15 protein-coding genes are annotated in these 19,137 nt (G+C 70.4%); 5 read left to right on the top strand and 10 right to left on the bottom strand.

Features of this window, described 5'->3' with window-relative positions; translation table 11 throughout:
* Nucleotides 1-38: 38 nt before the first annotated feature.
* The gene (locus KVT44_RS10530; protein WP_217566815.1) at nt 39-809 is read left to right on the top strand and encodes a hypothetical protein; all 771 of its coding nucleotides are present in this window, start codon (nt 39-41) and stop codon (nt 807-809) included.
* Between the two features lie 77 nt (nt 810-886).
* On the opposite strand, the gene KVT44_RS10525 is transcribed toward KVT44_RS10530, so the two are convergent.
* The 9 genes from KVT44_RS10525 to KVT44_RS10485 form a co-directional block, all read right to left on the bottom strand.
* The gene (locus KVT44_RS10525) at nt 887-3,475 is read right to left on the bottom strand and encodes a sensor histidine kinase KdpD (RefSeq protein ID WP_217566814.1); all 2,589 of its coding nucleotides are present in this window, start codon (nt 3,473-3,475) and stop codon (nt 887-889) included.
* Between the two features lie 34 nt (nt 3,476-3,509).
* Nucleotides 3,510-4,193, bottom strand: a complete 684-nt coding sequence (locus KVT44_RS10520) for a response regulator (RefSeq protein WP_217566813.1) — start codon at nt 4,191-4,193, stop codon at nt 3,510-3,512.
* A 124-nt stretch (nt 4,194-4,317) separates the two neighbouring features.
* Nucleotides 4,318-4,986: a potassium-transporting ATPase subunit C gene (locus KVT44_RS10515; RefSeq protein ID WP_054233354.1), complete on the bottom strand. Its 669-nt coding sequence runs from the start codon at nt 4,984-4,986 to the stop codon at nt 4,318-4,320.
* 6 nt (nt 4,987-4,992) lie between these two features.
* Complete coding sequence (gene kdpB / locus KVT44_RS10510) at nt 4,993-7,131, bottom strand: potassium-transporting ATPase subunit KdpB (protein WP_217566812.1); 2,139 nt, start codon at nt 7,129-7,131, stop codon at nt 4,993-4,995.
* Nucleotides 7,128-8,792 (bottom strand): potassium-transporting ATPase subunit KdpA, encoded by a 1,665-nt coding sequence (gene kdpA, locus KVT44_RS10505; RefSeq protein WP_217566811.1) that lies wholly within the window; start codon nt 8,790-8,792, stop codon nt 7,128-7,130. Before kdpA ends, kdpB begins: the two co-directional genes overlap by 4 nt.
* 7 nt (nt 8,793-8,799) lie before the next feature.
* Nucleotides 8,800-8,889: a K(+)-transporting ATPase subunit F gene (gene kdpF / locus KVT44_RS10500; RefSeq protein WP_016434100.1), complete on the bottom strand. Its 90-nt coding sequence runs from the start codon at nt 8,887-8,889 to the stop codon at nt 8,800-8,802.
* 370 nt (nt 8,890-9,259) lie between these two features.
* Nucleotides 9,260-11,101, bottom strand: coding sequence for an APC family permease (locus KVT44_RS10495; protein WP_217566810.1), 1,842 nt, complete (start codon nt 11,099-11,101; stop codon nt 9,260-9,262).
* 210 nt (nt 11,102-11,311) lie between these two features.
* Nucleotides 11,312-12,049 carry a DUF4118 domain-containing protein gene (locus tag KVT44_RS10490; protein ID WP_217566809.1) on the bottom strand — a complete coding sequence of 246 codons (738 nt, stop codon included), beginning with the start codon at nt 12,047-12,049 and terminating at the stop codon, nt 11,312-11,314.
* A gap of 82 nt (nt 12,050-12,131) precedes the next feature.
* On the bottom strand, nt 12,132-14,672 hold the full coding sequence (locus tag KVT44_RS10485; protein ID WP_217567013.1) for an ATP-binding protein: 2,541 nt from the start codon (nt 14,670-14,672) through the stop codon (nt 12,132-12,134).
* A gap of 416 nt (nt 14,673-15,088) precedes the next feature.
* Here KVT44_RS10485 and KVT44_RS10480 point away from each other — a divergent pair, with 416 nt between their 5' ends.
* Together KVT44_RS10480 and KVT44_RS10475 are read left to right on the top strand one after the other, a co-directional pair.
* Entirely contained in the window at nt 15,089-15,541 is a 453-nt protein-coding gene (locus tag KVT44_RS10480; RefSeq protein ID WP_217566808.1) for a DUF6153 family protein, read from the top strand.
* A 92-nt stretch (nt 15,542-15,633) separates the two neighbouring features.
* Nucleotides 15,634-16,305, top strand: a complete 672-nt coding sequence (locus KVT44_RS10475) for a DUF305 domain-containing protein (protein ID WP_217566807.1) — start codon at nt 15,634-15,636, stop codon at nt 16,303-16,305.
* 71 nt (nt 16,306-16,376) lie between these two features.
* On the opposite strand, the gene KVT44_RS10470 is transcribed toward KVT44_RS10475, so the two are convergent.
* Nucleotides 16,377-17,807: an MFS transporter gene (locus KVT44_RS10470; protein ID WP_217566806.1), complete on the bottom strand. Its 1,431-nt coding sequence runs from the start codon at nt 17,805-17,807 to the stop codon at nt 16,377-16,379.
* Nucleotides 17,808-17,949: 142 nt separating this feature from the next.
* Here KVT44_RS10470 and KVT44_RS10465 point away from each other — a divergent pair, with 142 nt between their 5' ends.
* On the top strand, nt 17,950-18,615 hold the full coding sequence (locus KVT44_RS10465) for a TetR/AcrR family transcriptional regulator (protein ID WP_217566805.1): 666 nt from the start codon (nt 17,950-17,952) through the stop codon (nt 18,613-18,615).
* 22 nt (nt 18,616-18,637) lie between these two features.
* Nucleotides 18,638-19,063 (top strand): GNAT family N-acetyltransferase, encoded by a 426-nt coding sequence (locus tag KVT44_RS10460; RefSeq protein ID WP_217566804.1) that lies wholly within the window; start codon nt 18,638-18,640, stop codon nt 19,061-19,063.
* Nucleotides 19,064-19,137: the final 74 nt, after the last annotated feature.

Raw genomic sequence — 19,137 nt, 5'->3', positions numbered from 1 at the left:
GGGGCAGTGCGGTGGCGGGGTTGACGGTGACGGTGTGCTTGCCCGCGGAAGCTGGGGGCGATGTGGACGCGGCGCTGGCCGCTGCCCTCGCTCCGTTCGACATGGACTCCGACAACCCCGTGGACCGAGGTATGTGGGACTCGTGGACGATCCGGGGCGGCAGCGACGGCCACGGGTTCGCGGTCGGTGCGGGCCACTGGGACGATCCTCGGCTCATACATGACATGCCCCGCTGGGATGGCACGCCACTGCCGAGCGTGCCGGGGGTCTGCGCGGGCGGTCCGCGAGGGCTGCTCGACTTCACCCGGCCCACGGCCGCCGCTGAGCGGGCACTCGGGGCGTCCTGGGACCTATGGCAACAACTGTCGGCCGCGCATCCCCCCGCTGTGCCCCTGGCGGACTTCGTGCACCGCTGGCGGACGGATCCGGAGGCGTTCCCCGATGATCAGTACGGGGAGGCGATGTTCGCCGCCTACCGTGAACAGGCGCCGATCCAGACCTACTTGGGTCATCCGTTCAGCCTCGGACGCGGCTGGCTGTCCTTTCCGGAACCGTTCGAGCACCCAGTGATCGCGTTCGAGGGCGGCCGGGCGGGCTACCTCCGCCCGGCCGCCGACATGAAGTTGTGGCACCGGGACGTACTCACCCCGGACGGCTGGTGGATCGAGCCCGACGGGCACGCGGTCCACGGTGCCTGCGACCCGGATGGCTGCGCGCACACCGCCCCGACCATCGGGCCGGAGACGGAGCTGTACCTGGCCTCGCTGCCGGAGGACACCCTGCTGATACGGCTCCACTGCCACTGTTGAGCCGCATCATGGCACTTCACGAACGGTGACAAACCGGGGTCGGCCGCGGGACCAACTCGCTTGAGCAAAAGCGTACTTCAGCATGTCGGTCCGGAGCGGGCATCGGCAGCCCGAGGAGGAATCATCCGCTCAGGAGCGTGTGCGGGCACGGCCGTCGCACCTTTGCCGGCCGCGGCCAGGAGACCGAGGACCATGGTGAGACCCCCGCCGGGGGTGTCCTCGGCGGCGAGGGTGCCGCCCATCGCCTCGGCGAAGCCCCGCGCGACCGCGAGCCCGAGACCGACGCCCGCGCCGCGGGGAGCGTCGCCGTAGCGCTGGAAGGCCGCGAAGATGCGGTCCTTGGCCTCGTCGGGGACGCCGGGGCCACGGTCCACCACCCGTACCTCCACCCGGTCGGCCATGGCACTCGCCGCAACCAGGACCGGTTCGCCCGCCGGGCTGTACTTCACCGCGTTCTCCACGAGGTTGGCAACCGAGCGTTCCAGCAGGCCGGGATCGACGACGACCATGGGCAGCGTCTCGGGGATGTCCAGCTCCACGCTGTCCTCCGGTACGCCGCCCAGCGCCATCGGCACCACTTCGTCCAGGTCGATCTCGCGGATCAGCGGGGTGACCGTGCCGGTCTGCAGGCGGGACATGTCGAGCAGATTGCCCACTAGGTGGTCGAGGCGGTCTGCGCCCTCCTCTATGCCCTCCAGCAACTCGGCCCGGTCCTCCTCCGACCAGGCCACGTCGTCCGCCCGCAGCGAGGAGACCGCCGCTTTGATCCCGGCCAACGGGGTCCGCAGGTCGTGGCTCACGGCGGCCAGCAGCGCGGTGCGGATGCGGTTTCCCTCGGCCAGGGCACGGGACTGGTCGGCCTGGGACTGCAGCCGCTGCCGGTCCAGGACCACCGCGGCCTGGGCGGCGAAGGCGGCCAGCACCCGGCGGTCCTCCGCCGGCAGGACCCGCCCGGACAGCGCGAGCGCCATCCGGTCCCCCACCGGCATGTCCACGTCCGCGTCCTCCGGCCGCTCCAACGTCCTCCCCGTGCCCGCCCGGCCCGCGCAGGTCCACGGCGTCACGTCGCTCTCCCGCTCCAGGAGCGCGACCGACTCCATGCCGAAGGTCTCCCGGACCCGTTCCAGCAGGGCTTCCAGGCTGGTCTCGCCGCGCAGCACGCTGCCCGCGAGGAAGGAGAGGATCTCCGACTCGGCGCGCAGCCGGGCCGCCTGGTGCGTACGCCGGGCCGCCAGGTCCACCACCGACGCCACCGACACCGCGACCCCGACGAAGATCGCGATGGCGACGATGTTCTTCGGGTCGGCGATCGTCAGGGTGTGGACGGGCGGGGTGAAGAACCAGTTCAGCAACAGGGAGCCGACCACGGCCGAGGCCAGGGCGGGATACAGCCCGCCCAGCAGGGCGGCGGCCACCGTCAGCGCCAGGAACAGCAACATGTCGTTGGCCAGGCCGACTTCGGGCGCGACGCCGGTCAGCAGCAGGGTGAGCAGGGCCGGCCCGGCCACGCCGGTCAACCAGCCCCAGACGACCCGAAGGCGGCCGAGTCGTGCGCTCCGGGCGACCGGCAGTCCGCGTCCCTTGCCCGCCTCGCCGTGGGTGATCAGGTGGACGTCGAGGTCGGGACCCGAGTCGCGGGCCACCGTCGCCCCGACGCCTGGTCCGAAGACGTACTGCCAGGTCTTGCGCCGGGACACCCCGAGGACGATCTGGGTGGCGTTCACCCCGCGCGCGAAATCGAGGAGCGCCGTGGGGACGTCGTCGCCGATGACGTGGTGGAAAGTGCCGCCCAGGTCCTCCACCAGCGTGCGCTGGACCGCCAGTTCCTTGGGCGAGGCGGAGGTCAGTCCGTCGCTGCGGGCTATGTAGACGGCCATGACCTCGCCGCCCGCGCCCTTCTCCGCGAGCCGGGCGGCCCGGCGGATCAGAGTGCGGCCCTCGGGACCACCGGTCAGCCCGACCACGATCCGCTCCCGCGAACCCCAGATCTTCGAGACCCGGTGCTCACTGCGGTACTCGGTCAGGTACTCGTCGACCCGGTCGGCCACCCACAGCAGCGCCAGCTCGCGCAGCGCGGTCAGATTGCCGGGGCGGAAGTAGTTGGACAGCGCCGCGTCGACCTTGTCCGGCTTGTAGATGTTGCCGTGCGCCATACGGCGACGCAGCGCGGGCGGTGACATGTCGACCAGTTCGATCTGGTCGGCCCGGCGTACGACCTCGTCCGGGACGGTCTCCTGCTGCCGGATGCCGGTGATGGACTCCACGATGTCGCCCAGTGACTCCAGGTGCTGGATGTTGACGGTCGAGATCACGTCGATTCCGGCGGCGAGGAGTTCCTCGACGTCCTGCCAGCGCTTGGCGTTGCGGGAGCCGGGGATGTTGGTGTGGGGCAGCTCGTCGACCAAGGCCACCTGGGGGCGGCGGGCCAGCACCGCGTCGATGTCCATCTCGCTGAACGTGGTGCCGCGGTACTCCAACTCCTTGCGGGGCACCTGCTCCAGACCGTGCAGCATCACCTCGGTGCGCGGCCGGTGGTGGTGCTCCACGTACGCCACCACGCAGTCGGTGCCCCGCTCCACCCGGCGGTGCGCCTCGGAGAGCATCGCGTACGTCTTGCCGACCCCCGGTGCCGCGCCGAGGTAGATCCGAAGCTTGCCGCGTGCCATCTTCTCTTCTCTTCGTCGGTTTCGTACGCACGCTTCAGCTCTCGAAGCGGTATCCCATGCCCGGCTCGGTGATCAGATAGCGGGGGTGGGCGGGGTCCGCTTCCAGTTTCCGGCGGAGCTGGGCCATGTAGACCCGCAGGTAGTTGGTCTTGTTGCTCTGGCTGACTCCCCACACCTCCGCCAGCAGGTGCTTCTGCGTGATGAGCCGGCCGGGGTTGGTGACCAGGATCTCCAACAGATGCCACTCGGTCGGTGTGAGGCGTACGTCGTGCCCTGCGCGGGTGGCCTTCTTGGCGAGCAGGTCGATGGTGAAGCCGTCCGTCATGACGAGCGTCGTCTCGGGGGTCAGCGGAACGTCGTCCGTGCGGCGGACGGCGGCGCGCAGCCGGGCGAGGAGTTCGTCCATGCTGAACGGCTTGGTGATGTAGTCGTCGGCGCCCGCGTCCAGGGCCGCGACCTTCTCGTCGGAGGCGCGGCGGGCGGACAGGACGAGGATCGGTACGCGGGTCCAGCCGCGCAGGGCCCTGATGACGTCCGTGCCGTCCATGTCGGGCAGGCCGAGGTCGAGCAGGACCACGTCGGGCTGCCGGGTGGCGGCGATGCGCAGTGCGGTGGTGCCGTCGGGGGCCGGGTCCACTCCGTACCGCCGGGCCTGCAGGTTGATCACGAGGGCCCGGACGAGCTGAGGGTCGTCCTCCACCACCAGTACCCGGGTCATCGGTGTGCACCTTTCCTGTCGTACGGCGGGCCGGAGCCATACGGAACCGGCCTCATGGCTGCGGGAGTCGGCGACTCGAGGAGCGTCCCCGGCCGCCGACTCCCGCGTGGTGCAGGTAACCCCATCAGCTCTTCGCCACGAGTCCCTTGAGCGCGATGTTGAGTTCGAGCACGTTGACGCGGGGCTCGCCCATGAAGCCGAGGGTGCGGCCGTCGGTGTGCTCGTCGACCAGCTTCTGCACCTGGGCGACGGGCAGGCCGTTCTTCTCCGCGATCCGGTGCACCTGGATGTCGGCGTACTTCGGGGAGATGTCCGGGTCCAGGCCCGAGCCGGACGAGGTGACCGCGTCGGCGGGCACGTCGGAGGGCTTGACCGTGTAGCCGTTCACCGAGTTGTCCTTGATGACGGCGGCCTTGGCGTCCTTGACCCACTTGATCAGGTCGGCGTTGTCACCGGAACGGTTGGTGGCGCCCGACAGGATCAGCTTGTACTGGGTGTTGACGCTGTTGGTGCCGAGGCCGTTCGCGGGGCGGCCCTGGAACCACTTCAGGTCGGCATCCGGGGTCTCCTGACCCTTCTTCAGCGGCAGGTTGTAGGACTGGCCGATCAGCGAGGAGCCGACGACCTTGCCGTTCGCCTTGATCTCCGAGCCGTTAGCCTGGTCCGAGAACAGGCCCTGGGCGACCCCGGTGATGGCCAGCGGGTAGAGGACGCCCGTCACCACGGTGAGCACGAGGAGCGCGCGCAGGCCCGCCCAGAGCAACCGGGCAGTGTTCGTAACCGAGTTGTTCATAGCCGATCAGCCGATTCCGGGGATGAGGGAGATGAGCAGGTCGATGATCTTGATGCCGATGAAGGGGGCGATCAGGCCGCCGATGCCGTAGATCCCGAGGTTGCGCCGCAGCATCTTGTCGGCGCTCACCGGCCGGTACTGCACACCCCGCAGGGCGAGCGGGACCAGCGCGATGATGATCAGCGCGTTGAAGATGACCGCCGACAGGATCGCCGAGTCGGGCGAGGACAGGCGCATGATGTTCAGCTTGTCCAGGCCCGGGTAGACCGCCGCGAACAGCGCCGGGATGATCGCGAAGTACTTCGCGACGTCGTTGGCGATGGAGAACGTCGTGAGCGCGCCCCGGGTGATGAGGAGCTGCTTGCCGATCTCGACGATCTCGATGAGCTTGGTCGGGTTCGAGTCGAGGTCGACCATGTTGCCGGCCTCCTTGGCGGCCGACGTACCCGTGTTCATCGCCACGCCCACGTCCGCCTGCGCCAGCGCGGGGGCGTCGTTCGTGCCGTCACCGGTCATCGCGACGAGCTTGCCGCCCGCCTGCTCGCGCTTGATGAGCGCCATCTTGTCCTCGGGAGTCGCCTCCGCGAGGAAGTCGTCGACGCCGGCCTCGTCCGCGATCGCCTTGGCCGTCAGCGGGTTGTCACCCGTGATCATGATGGTCTTGATGCCCATCCGGCGCAGCTCGTCGAACCGCTCGCGCATGCCCTCCTTGACGACGTCCTTCAGGTGGATGACTCCGAGGACGCGCGCGCCGTCGGTGTCCTCGACGGCCACCAGCAGCGGCGTGCCGCCCGCTTCGGAGATCCGGTTGGAGAGGGTGTCGGCGTCGGCCGACACCTCGCCGCCCCGCTCCTGGACCCAGGCGATGACCGAACCGGCCGCGCCCTTGCGGATCTTGCGTCCGTCGACGTCCACACCCGACATACGGGTCTGGGCGGTGAAGGCGATCCACTCGGCCCCGGACAGCTCGCCCTGGTGCCGCTCGCGCAGCCCGTACTTCTCCTTCGCCAGTACGACGATGGAGCGGCCCTCGGGCGTCTCGTCGGCCAGCGACGACAGCTGGGCGGCGTCGGCCACCTCGGCCTCGGTCGTCCCCGTCACCGGCACGAACTCGGAGGCCTGACGGTTGCCGAGGGTGATGGTGCCGGTCTTGTCGAGCAGCAGGGTCGAGACGTCACCCGCCGCCTCAACTGCCCTTCCGGACATGGCCAGGACGTTCCTCTGCACCAGCCGGTCCATGCCCGCGATACCGATCGCGGAGAGCAGCGCGCCGATCGTCGTCGGGATCAGGCAGACCAGGAGGGCCACCAGGACGACCATCGTGAGGTGCGTGCCCGCGTAGTTGGCGAACGGCGGCAGGGTCGCCACCGCGAGCAGGAAGACGATCGTGAGGGACGCGAGAAGGATGTTCAGCGCGATCTCGTTCGGGGTCTTCTGGCGCGCGGCGCCCTCGACCAGAGCGATCATCCGGTCGATGAAGGTCTCGCCGGGCTTCGTCGTGATCTTGATGACGATCCGGTCGGAGAGGACCTTCGTACCGCCGGTGACGGCACTGCGGTCGCCGCCGGACTCGCGGATGACCGGGGCCGACTCACCTGTGATGGCCGACTCGTCGACGCTCGCCACACCCTCGACGACGTCACCGTCGCCGGGGATGATGTCGCCCGCCTCGCAGACGACCAGGTCGCCGACGCGCAGTTCGGTGCCGGGAACCTGTTCTTCGGCGGAGCCGGTCAGGCGGCGGGCGACGGTGTCGGTCTTCGCCTTCCTGAGTGTGTCCGCCTGGGCCTTGCCGCGGCCCTCGGCCACCGCCTCCGCCAGGTTGGCGAAGATCACGGTCAGCCACAGCCAGGCGCTGATCGCCCAGCCGAACCAGTCGCCCGGGTCCTTGAAGGAGAAGATCGTCGTCAGGACCGAGCCGACCAGCACCACGAACATGACGGGCGACTTGATCATCACCCGCGGGTCGAGTTTGCGGAAAGCGTCCGGCAGCGACTTGAGCAGCTGCTTCGGGTCGAACAGACCGGCGCCGACACGGCTTTCGTCAGTCTTGTGGCCGGTCGGCACATCGCTGTGCGGCGCCCGGGTCGGAGTGGCTGTGGACATCGAGTCCTCTTCTGAAGGTGAATCTGTGCGAGTGGTCATGACGCCAACCCCTCGGCCAGCGGACCCAGCGCCAGCGCCGGGAAGTAGGTCAGACCGGTGATGATCAGGATTGCGCCCACCAACAGGCCGGTGAACAGCGGCTTTTCGGTGCGCAGGGTGCCCGCGGTGGCCGGGACCGGCTTCTGCTCGGCGAGCGAACCGGCCAGCGCCAGCACGAACACCATCGGCAGGAAGCGGCCGAGCAGCATCGCGATGCCGATCGTGCTGTTGAACCACTGCGTGTCGGCGTTCAGGCCCGCGAAGGCCGAGCCGTTGTTGTTGGCGCCGGAGGAGTAGGCGTACAGGATCTCGGAGAAGCCGTGCGCCCCGCTGTTGGTCATGGAGTGGCCCGGAGTCGGCAGGGCCATCGCCGCGGCGGTGAAGACGAGCACCAGTGCCGGGGTGATGAGGATGTAGCAGGCCGCGAACTTGATCTCGCGGGTGCCGATCTTCTTGCCCAGGTACTCGGGGGTGCGGCCGACCATCAGACCGGCGATGAACACCGCGATGATCGCCATGATCAGCATGCCGTAGAGACCGGAGCCGGTACCGCCGGGTGCGATCTCGCCGAGCTGCATGCCCAGGATGGTGATACCGCCGCCGAGGCCGGTGAACGAGGAGTGGAAGGAGTCCACCGCACCAGTCGAGGTCAGGGTGGTCGACACCGCGAAGATCGACGAGGCGCCGACACCGAAGCGGTTCTCCTTGCCCTCCATCGCGCCGCCCGCGATCTGGAACGCCGGACCGTGGTGGGCGAACTCGGTCCACATCATCAGGGCGATGAAGCCGAGCCAGATCGTGGCCATGGTGGCGAGGATCGCGTAGCCCTGCTTCAGGCTGCCGACCATGCGGCCGAAGGTGCGGGTCAGCGCGAACGGGATGACCAGCAGCAGGAAGATCTCGAAGAGGTTCGAGAAGGGGGTGGGGTTCTCGAAGGGGTGGGCGGAGTTGGCGTTGAAGTATCCGCCACCGTTGGTGCCGATCTCCTTGATGGCCTCCTGCGAGGCGACCGCGCCGCCGTTCCACTGCTGCGAGCCGCCCATGAACTGGCCCACGGAGTGGATCCCGGAGAAGTTCTGGATCGCGCCGCAGGCGACCAGGACGATCGCGGCGACGACGGAGAGCGGCAGCAGGATGCGGATCGTGCCGCGCACCAGGTCGGCCCAGAAGTTGCCGAGCTCACCGGTGCGGGAGCGCGAGAAGCCGCGTACGAGCGCCACGGCGACGGCGATGCCGACCGCGGCGGAGACGAAGTTCTGCACCGCGAGGCCGCCGGTCTGCACGACGTGGCCCATGGCCTGCTCGCCGTAGTACGACTGCCAGTTGGTGTTGGTGACGAACGACGCGGCGGTGTTGAACGCCTGGTCCGGGTCGATCGCGGCAAAGCCGAGCGAGCCGGGCAGATGACCCTGCAGGCGCTGCAGCAGGTAGAGGAAGAGGACGCCTACGGCGGAGAAGGCGAGGACGCCGCGCAGGTACGCGGGCCAGCGCATCTCCGTGTTCGGATTGGCGCCGATGCCCTTGTAGATCCACTTCTCCACACGCCAGTGCTTGTCGGAGGAGTAGACCTTGGCCATGTAGTCGCCGAGGGGGACGTAGGCGAGGGCCAGTGCCGCTATGAGCGCGAGCAGCTGGAGCACGCCGGCAAGAACGGGACTCATGGCGCTCTCAGAACCTCTCCGGGAAGATCAGGGCGAGGACGAGATAGCCCAGCAGGGCGACGGCCACGACCAGGCCGACGATGTTCTCGGCGGTCACAGCTTCGTCACCCCCTTGGCGACGAGGGCCACCAGCGCGAACACCGCGATCGTGGTGACGACGAAGGCCAGATCGGCCATCGCGAACTCCTAGATGAGGTTCAGAAATGAAGGGGACGGTTAGAGGTAACCGCCTCGATGGCCGGATCTGGCCGCCGTTGACACCTCCCATACGGCGGCCGGTCCGCCTTTGACGGAACCCTTACGGCCGACTGGTCCACGTGCGGAGACGGGTCCCGCCGTCCGGCTGAGACGCCAATGGCCCGCATCGGCGAGATGCGGGCCGGCAGGGCGCGTAGCAGGGCAGGGCGTCGGAGCAGAGCGTTGGAGTGGGGCGTCGGAGCAGGACGTCGGAGCGGGCCTCGGAAGATTCAGAAGATGCGGAACCGCAGTCGGCAGATCACCGCGTCCGTGTCACGGCGCACCGCGTGGGCGACGACCGCGCCCCGCTGGTTCTGGAGCAGCCGCTGCCACAGCCGGTCCGGCTCGACCTCGGGGATCAGCACGGTGACCCGGGTGCCGGGCTCCGCGGCGGCCGTCTCGCCCACGTACTCGGCGATCGGGCGCCCCACGGTGCGGCGCTCGGAGGTGAGCTGGACGAGCGGTACCCCGGGGTCCCACTGTGCCCAGTCGCGGGCCAGCGCGTGGGTGTGGGCGCGGTCCTCGGCGTCGGGATGGCACACCGTGACGGCGCGCACCTCGTCGCCGAGGGAGGCGGCGGCGTTCAGCGCCTCCACGGTCAGCCGGGACAGGTTCGACACCGGAACGATCACCAGTGAACGGTCGCGGTGCGGCGGCTCGGGAATCCGCCCGAGGCCCAGCCGCTCACCGATGCGCGCGTACGCCCGGTGCACCGTCTCGAAGGCGGCCACCAGCAGCGGCACGGCGATCACTATCAGCCATGCGCCCTCCTCGAACTTGGTCGCCGTCACCACGACCGCCGAGACGCCGGTGAGCACGGCGCCGAAACCATTCAGCAGGGCCTTGCCCCGCCACCCCCTCCCCCGCTCACCACGCCAGTGCCGGACCATTCCGACCTGCGCGATCGTGAAGCCGATGAAGACGCCGATGGCGAAGAGCGGCACCAGGGTGTTGGTGTCGCCGCCGGAGAAGACGAGCAGGGCCTCCGAGACCAGGGCCAGCGCGAGCACACCGTGCCGGTGGACCTGTCGGTCGGCCTTCAGGGCGAAGACGTGCGGGAGGTAGTTGTCGCGGGCGAGCAGCTTCAGCAGCACGGGCAGGCCGCCGAAGGAGGTGTTCGCGGAGAGCGCCAACAGGATCATCGTGGCGAACTGGATGACGTAGAAGGCCCAGTTGTGGCCGAGCGAGGCGTCCGCGAGCTGGGCGAGGACCGTGACACCCTCGACCGGCTGGAGGTGGAAGCGCGAGATGAGGACCGACAGGCCGATCAACATCACCCCGAGGACGGCGCCCAGGGCCACCTCCGCCCGCTGGGCCCGGCGCACGCGCGGGACGCGGAAGGACGGCACGGCGTTGGCCAGCGCCTCGACACCGGTGAGCGCGCTGCACCCCGAGGCGAAGGCCTTCAGCAGAAGCAGCGCGCCGACGGTGGTGGCGTTGTCGGCGAGGACGGAGGCGTGCCCGGCCGCGGCCGCGGTGCTGACGGGCGAGGACCGGAAGAGACCGACGGCGATCAGCACCAGGATCGACACGACGAAGACGGCCGTCGGCACGATGAACGCGCGCGCCGACTCCACGACGCCGCGCAGATTCACGCCCGTGATCAGCACCAGCACGGCCAGACACAGCCACAGCCGGTCGCCGTAGAGTTCAGGGAACGCCGAGGTCAGGGCGGCCACCCCGGCAGTGACGGCGACCGCCACATTCAGCACATAGTCCAGGACCAGCGAGGCCGCCGCCACCAGGCTCGTACGGGCGCCGAGGTGCGTCCTGGCGACGGCGTACGACCCGCCGCCGTCCGGGAACGCGGCGATCACCTGCCGGTACGAGGCGACGAGCACCGCCAGCAGCCCGGCGATGGCCATTGTCACCGGCAGCGTGAAGCCGAGGCCGTGCGCGCCCGCCGCGGCCAGCACCAGGACGATGGCTTCGGGCCCGTACGCCACCGAGGCCATCGCGTCCAGCGACAGGGCGGCCAGACCCGTGAGGGCGGTGAGGCGATGGCGCTCGCCGGTATCGGGCGGCTCCTCGTCGGCGGGGGTCGCCCCCGGCTCGGTGGTCAGGACAGACATGGAATACGGGCTCCTTACGCGATGGCCCGCGCACGCGGGGAGGCGATGCGCGGGTGCGCCCAGGTTCTGTCCGCCCTCGACTGCTTTCGATCCTTCCTTGCGCCTTCTTCGCGTCGAAGCCCCGGACCTTGACGCGACCTTGACGACCGTGTGCCCCGCACGACTCCCACGCGGCTCCGGCTCGCCCGCGCTCAGTGACCCTGCGGGTACCTACCGCCCGGCCGTGTCGAGGGCTGCGCCCGTCTGGTCGGCGAGGGTGACCGCCACCAGGCGGGCCTGGAGCGGCGGTACGGGGCCCGGGCCGGGGGTGAGCATGAAGCGGCCCAGGTAGTGGCCGTTGCCGTAGGTGCGCAGTTCGATCTCGCCGTCCGGCCAGCCGCAGGCGTCGACGTCCCGGCGCCGGTGGCCGACCGAGACGTTTCCGTCCTGCTCGAGCCGGGGCGGCTGCCCCAGCAGGGTGCCGTACTCGTAGCGACAGCCGCGCAGGCCGAGCAGCTCGGTGAGCTGGCCGCGGACGTGGTCGACCACGGTGTCGGACGACTTGGCGGACTGGGCGAGCACGGCGGTCTCGTGGACGCGGGCGAGATGGTCCGCGTCCGTCACCGTGATGACCTCCAGGCGGCGGGCCCGGGCCGCGAGCTGGGACACGATCACGCCGACGACGAGCAGCAGCACCGCCGTCTCGATGTCGGCCGAGGTATGGATGTCGAACGTCTCGTACGGGCGGGTGAGGAAGAAGTCGAACCAGGCCGCCGCGGACAGCGCCGCGACCGCCCCCGCCGTACGGCTGCCGAGGGCGGCGACCGCGACCACCACCACGACCAGGATCAGCGCCGCGTTCGTACGCGACAGATCCGTGCGGAAGGGCACCAGGACGAGCGCCACCAGGAAGGGGCCCACCAGGCCCGCCACCAGGGCGAGCCGGTCCCGGGGCGAATAGCCGGTCATCACACCGTCACCTCCTGCGGTTGCCACGGCGACCTCGGGCCCGAGCCCTCGTACGCCGCTTCCACGACTCGTACGTCCCCGCTCATACGCCGCCTCCTACGCTCTGCGTATCACTGGGAAGATCCACCCGCTCGGCGAAGGGCAGCGACAGCACCATCGTCAGACCGCCGCCGGGAGTGTCCTCCGGGGTGAGGGTGCCGTCCATCGCCTCGGTCAGCCCCCGTGACAGGGCCAGGCCAAGGCCGAGGCCGATGGTGTTGTCGGTGTCGCCGAGGCGCTGGAAGGGCTCGAAGAGCCGGTCGCGGACAGGGGTGCATCCCTGCTCGGGCGGAGCCGAGAGCTTGGGGGACGGCGGCAGGCCGGGGCCGCGGTCGACGACACGGACTTCGACGCGGCCCGCGTGTGCGCTCGCGGTCAGCAGCACCTCGCGGTCCGCCGGGCTGTGGCGGGCCGCGTTGCCCACGAGGTTGGCGATCACGCGTTCCAGGAGCGGCGGATCGGCCAGCACGGCCGGGATCTCCTCCAGGTCCCCGACCACCACCTCGGGGGTGTCCGCGAGCGCCGCCGGAAGGACCTCCTCCAGTGTGGTGGCCCGCAGGTTCAGCGTGAGCGCGCCCGCCTGAAGGCGACTGAGGTCGAGGAGGTTCTCGACCAGGCGGTTGAGCTTGGCCATGGACTCGTCCGCGGTCGCGAGGAGTTCGTCCCGGTCCTCGTCGGAGAAGTCGACATCCCGGCTGCGCAGCGAGGAGACCGCGGCCCAGCCCGCCGCGAGAGGCGTGCGCAGGTCGTGGCCGACCGCCCGCAGCAGCGCCGTACGCATCCGGTCGGCGGCCCTGACCGGTTCGACCTCGGCGGCGGCCTCCGCGAGCCTGGCGCGTTCGACGGCGGATCCCACGTGGGCGGCGAAGGCGGCGAGCACGCGCCGCTCGGAGGAGGGCAGGGGGCGCCCGCGCAGGACGAGGAAGGCGCCGGGGCCCGCGGGCACGACCGTCGCGCCGTTGTCTCCGGGCGGCTCGTCGACCAGTTCCGCCGAGTCCATGCCGAAGGTCTCGCGGGTACGTTCCACCAGCGCCGGGATCGTGGCGCCGCCCCGCACGATGCTGCCGGCGAGGGAGGACATGGTCTCGGCCTCGGCGGTGGCGCGGGCCGAGCGCCGCGACAGGCGCAGGGAGCGGTCGACGACGCCGGCGACCACGGCGGCGACCGCCGCGAAGACCGCCAGGGCCAGCAGCGCGTTGGGATCGTCGAGCGTGAACTGCCCGACGGGCGGGATGAACCAGTAGTTGAGCAGCAGGGACGCCGTCATCGAGGCGATCACCGCCGAGACGACCCCTCCTATGCAGGCCACGCCCACCACGGTGAGCAGGAACAGCAGCGCCTCGCTGGTGAGGTTGAGCCGGTCCCGGGCCCAGTCGAGATCGAGCAGGAAGGTGAGCGCCACGGGCAGCAGCAGCCCGGCGACCGGGCCCGCGACCCGGCGCGCGGTCGACAGGGTGCGCCGCCGCGAGGGCAGCAGCGTGCCGCGTCCCGCGCGCTCGTGCGTGACGATGTGGACGTCGATGTCCGAGGAGAGTTCGACCACCGTCTCGCCCGTGCCGCGGCCGGTGACGAAGCGCTCGACGCGCCCCCGGCGGCTGGTGCCGAGGACGAGTTGGGTGGCGTTCTCGGCCCGGGCGAAGTCGACGAGGGCGGCCGGCACGTCGTCGCCGACGACCGAGTGGTAGCTCCCGCCCAGGTCCTCGACCAGCCGCCGCTGCCGGGCGAGTGAGGCGTGCGAGGCACCCGCGGCGAGACCGTCGCTGCGGGTCACGTGCACGGCGAGCAGATCACCGCCCGCCGACCGGTCGGCGATCCGGGCGGCCCGCCGGATGAGGGTGCCCCCCTCGGGCCCGCCGGTGAGGGCCACGACCACCCGCTCCCGGATCTCCCACACCCCGCCGATACCGTGCTCGGAGCGGTACGACTGGAGCGCCTCGTCCACCCGGTCGGCCACCCACAGCAGGGCCAGTTGGCGCAGCGCGGTCAGATTGCCGGGCCGGAAGTAGTCGGCCAGGGCCGCGTCGATCTTCTCGGGGGCGTAGATGTTGCCGTGCGCCATCCGCCGACGCAGTCCCTCCGGCGTGATGTCGACGAACTCGATCTGCTGCGCCCGTCGTACGACCTCGTCGGGCACCGTCTCGCGCTGCGGCATCCGCGTGATCTTCTCGACGACGTCGTTGAGGGACTCCAGGTGCTGGATGTTGAGGGCCGTGATGACGTCGATCCCGGCGGCGAGCAGTTCCTCGATGTCCTGCCGGCGTTTGGCGTTGCGGCCGGCTCCGGGGACGTTGGTGTGGGCCAGCTCGTCGACGATTGCGACCTGCGGCCGGCGCTCGAGGACCGCGGCGAGGTCCATCTCCTCGAACTCCCCGCCGCGGTGGGCGCAGCGGGCGCGCGGTACGACCTCCAGGCCGTCGAGCAGCGCCTCCGTACCCGGGCGGCCGTGGCACTCCACGAACCCCACCACCACGTCGGCGCCGCGTGCCGCCCGGCGGCGCGCCTCGTCGAGCATGCGGTAGGTCTTGCCGACCCCCGGGGCCGCCCCCAGATAGACCTTCAGCCGACCGCGCCGTACGTCACCCACGGCGGTCCGTACCTCACCCCCGCGGGTCCGCACATCACTCATCTCGGTCGGTCCGTCATTCATCGCAGCCGACGCGCTCCGCTCACTGAAGATCAACTCTCCGACGGGAAGGGGTACTTCCCCCCACCGAAGCCCTTCCGTGAGTCGTCCGGCACGACCCTTGACGCATCCTTGGCGCCGGTCACGTGGACGTTGACACCGTCTTGACGTGCGCCGGCCCGACCGAGTGAAGGACGCTCCGCCGGGGGAGCCGTTTCGGGTCCGGCGTGCCGGTGCGGGGTTCCGGTACCGCACCGTGTGTTCAATGAGCCGTTCAGGAAGTGGGCCGGAACCCGACCCCCACGACGGCACGCTCCACTCCCCTTCGATACTGTCGGAAAGCCGGTCCGGAGCGATCACAGACGGAGACTGCCTACGTGCACGTGAACCGATACGTACGAGCGGGAGGGGCCTACGGGCACCTGCTGCTCGTCGTCGTTCTCGCGCTGGGCGTGTTCGTCATGCACACCGTGGGACACCCCGACCAGCCGCCCGGCGACGGTATGAGCCGCGCGTCCCAGGTCTCGACGATGCCCACGGTGGTGGCCGCCCACGACCCCATGGGGGCTCCAGCTTCACCGGAGCGGGGCAGCGCCACGCACTCCACGCACACGTCCTCCACGGACAGGCCGGCCATGGCGATGGACATGGTCTCGCTGTGCGTGGCGGTGATGTTCGGTGCGTGGGTACTCACCGCACTGCTGAGGAGGGCCCTCGCCCGCCGTCCGGACTGGCTGGCGAAGCTCCTCGCCGAGGCGCCCGTCATGCTGCGGCCCAATCCCCCACCCCGCGGCCCTGATCTCACCGAGTTGTCGGTCCTGCGGCTGTAGGCCGAACCGCCCTCGCGGACGCGCACCACGCGCGCTCCCGCGACGACGCGTACGCCCACACAGCCAGAACCAACACACGAGGTGAGTTCACGATGACTGCCTTCACGCGCGCCTTCCACGGCAAGCACCTCCACCGCAAGCCCGTCCGCCGTGTCGCGGCCGTCGGCGTCGTAGCCGCCGGGGCCCTGATGCTCTCCGCCTGCGGCGGCGACGGCGACGGTTCGAGCGGCATGAGCGGCATGGACCACGGCGGCAGCAAGAGCTCGGCCACAGCGACCGCGACGGCGGCCGCCGAGGCCGGTGACGTCGACGACGCGGACGTCACGTTCGCGCAGATGATGATCCCCCACCACGAGCAGGCCGTGGCGATGGCCGAACTGGCCGACGGCCGCGCTTCCGACGCGGAGATCAAGGGCCTGGCCGCGAAGATCGAGAAGGCTCAGGACCCCGAGATCAAGACCATGACGGGTTGGCTCAAGTCCTGGGGCAAGCCCACCGCGACGGGGGACATGCCCGGGATGGGCATGAGCGGCGACGGCATGATGTCCGACAAGGACATGAAGGAACTCAAGGCCATGCAGGGCAAGGAGTTCGACAAGATGTTCGCCCAGATGATGATCGGCCACCACAACGGCGCGATCGCCATGGCGAAGACCGAGCAGAAGAGCGGCCAGAACGCCGACGCCAAGAAGATGGCCGACGCCATCGTCGCGGGCCAGTCCGCCGAGGTCAAGCAACTCCAGAGCATCCTCGACCGGCTCTGATCCGCGGTACCCGTTGACCGTTCCGGGCTCCCTCGGCCGTTGTGGGGAGCCCGGGCGGTCACTCGGGCGCTTCAGTGGACATGCGGACCGCCGGTCGTCTGTGGCCTGCCGCGTGGTACGAGGAACAGGGCGACGCCCGCGCTCACGGCGGCCGCGACCGCGCTGAGCCTGAACGCGTCCGTGAAACCGTCGATCGCGCCGTGCTCGACGCCCGCGGCGGCGACGGTGGACAGGACGGCCACGCCGATCGAACCCCCCACCTCGTGGAAGGTGTTGACGACGCCCGAGGCGAGCCCGGCCTCCTCGTGGGCGACCATGGCCAGCGCCGTGGTGGTGGCGGTGACGAAGACCGCCCCGAGGCCGAGTGAGGCGACGGCGAGGCCCGGCAGCAGGCCGGCGTACACGCTGCCATCGTGCGACAGCCGGGTCAGCGGCGCGGTGCCCGCCGCCGCGATCAGCATGCCTCCCACAGCGGTCGTCCTGCTGCCGATCCTGCCGACGAGCCCAGACCCGAGGTGGGCGCCGACGGCGGTGGCGACGGCCACGGGCAGGAACACGAGGCCGGTCCCGAGCGGGCTGAAGCCGCGTACGTGTTGCAGGTAGACCGAGCCCAGGAAGAAGAACGCGATCAGCAGCGCGGTGGCGATCAGCAACAGGAACGCGCCCGCGACCACGGGACGGCGGGTGAGCATGCGGAGGTCCATCAGCGGGGCGCCGCCGACCCGTTCGGCCGCGGCGAACGCCCCGTACAGCACGACCGCCGCGAGCAGCGACAGCAGTGTGGCGGCTCCGCTCCAGCCCGTGTCGCCCGCCTTGACCAGGCCGTAGATGAGCGACCCGGTGCCCGCGGTGACCAGCAGCGCGCCGGGCAGATCGAGCCGGGCCGGCCGCGGCGGACGGGCCGGGAGCAGGCCCGGCAGGACGGCGAGGGCGAGGACACCGACGGGCACGTTGATGTAGAAGACCCACTGCCAGCCGGGCCCGTCGGTCAGCGCCCCGCCCAGCAGCACGCCGATGGCCGATCCGGCGCCGCCGACGGCGGCCCAGACGCCGAGCGCCTTGTTGCGTTCCGCACCGTGGAAGCCGGTGGTGACGATCGAGAGGGCGGCCGGGGAGAGCAGGGCGGCTCCGATGCCCTGGGATATCCGCCCGCCCAGCAGCATGGGCGCGCCCGTGGCGAGCCCGGTGACCAGGGACGCGGCGGTGAACACCGCGATCCCGGCGAGGACGGTGCGGTGGGCGCCGAACACGTCGGCGACGCGCCCGCCGAGCAGCATCAGCCCGCCGAAGCACAGGGTGTACGAGGTCACCACCCAGGTCAGCGCCTGCCTGCCGAGGTCGAGGTCGGTCGCCATGTCGGGCAGGGCGACGTTCACGACGGTGACGTCCAGGATGAGCATGAACTGGGCCAGGCAGAGCACGACGAGCATCAGCCAGCGGCGCGGGTCGGCCGGGGGTTGCGAAGCGGACGTGTGGTGCGCGTCAGCGGTGCTGTGCGTCACGACGACTCCTCCGAGCGTGCGATACGGAAGGGGGAAGTGCGGCCGGGCCACGACGAACTCCGTACGAGCCCGGTCAAGTGAACTGTACGGCTCAGTACATATGAACTCAACCGTTCAGTTCACATGTCGGTAGACTCGTCGCATGAGCACGAAGGACGACACGAAGGACGTCAAGCGGCCCCCCGCCGGACCGCGCGCCGAGGCAAAGCGACTGGCCATCCTCAAAGCGGCCCGCGAGCTCTTTCTGCGTGAGGGCTTCGATGTGAGCGTCGATCTCATCGCCGCCGAGGCGGGCGTGTCCAAGGTGACGGTCTACAACCACTTCGGCAGCAAGGAGGCCCTGTTCATCGGGGTCGTCAAGGACTCGCTCGACGCCCCGCTCGGCGGCACCCTCGCCGACGCCATCGCTCGCCTCGCCGACTCGGACGACCTGCGCGAGTCGCTCATCGCCGCCGCCCGCGCCTGGGTGGCCGGAATCCGCACCAACCCGGAGATCCTCGCGTTGCGGAACGTCGTCGCCCGCGAACTGCACCGCTTCCCCGAACTCGGCGAGGGCTGGCACGACGCCGGTCCCGAGCGCCATCACCCCGCCGTCGCGGGAGCACTCCGGCAACTGGTCGCGCAGGGCCGGCTCGACGTCCCCGACATCGAGGTGGCCGTGCTCCAGCTCTACTCCCTGCTGGTCTTCCCGTACCTGGTCTTCAGTGCCTACGGCACCGACATCGACGACGGTCTCACCGACCGCCTGATCACGGGCGGGGTAGACATGTTCCTGGGCCACTACGCCCCGCGTCACACCGAGTCGTAACCGAGCCGTAAGGGGAACCGCCTTGCCCGATCCCAGCGCGTACGAGATCCAGCCCGGCGTCCCGTCGGTGGAGGACTACCGCCGGCTCCGCACCCGCGCCGGCCTCAGCGACAAGTCCGCCGACGGCGCGGCGGTGGGGCTGGCCCACACCTGGTACGGGGTGGTGGTCGTCCACGGTGGCGATCCGATCGGCATGGGCCGGATCATCGGCGACGGTGGATGCTTCTTCCAGGTCGTCGACATCTGCGTCCTGCCCGAGCACCAAGGCCATGGACTCGGCCGCCGCATCATGCAGGCCCTGAACGACGAGTTGGAACACCGCGCGCCGGCACTCTCGTACGTCTCCCTCATGGCCGACGGCGACGCACACCATCTCTACCGGAAGTTCGGGTTCACCGACAGGGCACCCAAGTCCATCGGGATGGCCCGCTTCATCCGGGCCGACTGAAGGGCGGCACCGCCGTCCGGCGTCGTCCCTGACCCCTCGGCCGACGGCCCGCTCTTCATACGGCAGGCTCATCT

This window comes from Streptomyces sp. GbtcB7, assembly GCF_019091445.1.
Classification (GTDB): domain Bacteria; phylum Actinomycetota; class Actinomycetes; order Streptomycetales; family Streptomycetaceae; genus Streptomyces; species Streptomyces mirabilis.
The sequence above is the reverse complement of the archived record's forward strand: the minus strand, read 5'-3'. Positions and strand labels throughout refer to the sequence as shown.

Bases quoted from the DNA above. Each gene is read 5' to 3' on its own strand.
- KVT44_RS10525 (WP_217566814.1), bottom strand. From the start codon at position 3,475: ATGGCACGCGGCAAGCTTCGGATCTACCTCGGCGCGGCACCGGGGGTC.
- kdpA (WP_217566811.1), bottom strand. From the start codon at position 8,792: ATGAGTCCCGTTCTTGCCGGCGTGCTCCAGCTGCTCGCGCTCATAGCG.
- KVT44_RS10515 (WP_054233354.1), bottom strand. From the start codon at position 4,986: ATGAACAACTCGGTTACGAACACTGCCCGGTTGCTCTGGGCGGGCCTG.
- KVT44_RS10520 (WP_217566813.1), bottom strand. From the start codon at position 4,193: ATGACCCGGGTACTGGTGGTGGAGGACGACCCTCAGCTCGTCCGGGCC.
- KVT44_RS10490 (WP_217566809.1), bottom strand. From the start codon at position 12,049: ATGACCGGCTATTCGCCCCGGGACCGGCTCGCCCTGGTGGCGGGCCTG.
- KVT44_RS10465 (WP_217566805.1), top strand. From the start codon at position 17,950: ATGAGCACGAAGGACGACACGAAGGACGTCAAGCGGCCCCCCGCCGGA.
- KVT44_RS10495 (WP_217566810.1), bottom strand. From the start codon at position 11,101: ATGTCTGTCCTGACCACCGAGCCGGGGGCGACCCCCGCCGACGAGGAG.
- KVT44_RS10475 (WP_217566807.1), top strand. From the start codon at position 15,634: ATGACTGCCTTCACGCGCGCCTTCCACGGCAAGCACCTCCACCGCAAG.
- kdpB (WP_217566812.1), bottom strand. From the start codon at position 7,131: ATGACCACTCGCACAGATTCACCTTCAGAAGAGGACTCGATGTCCACA.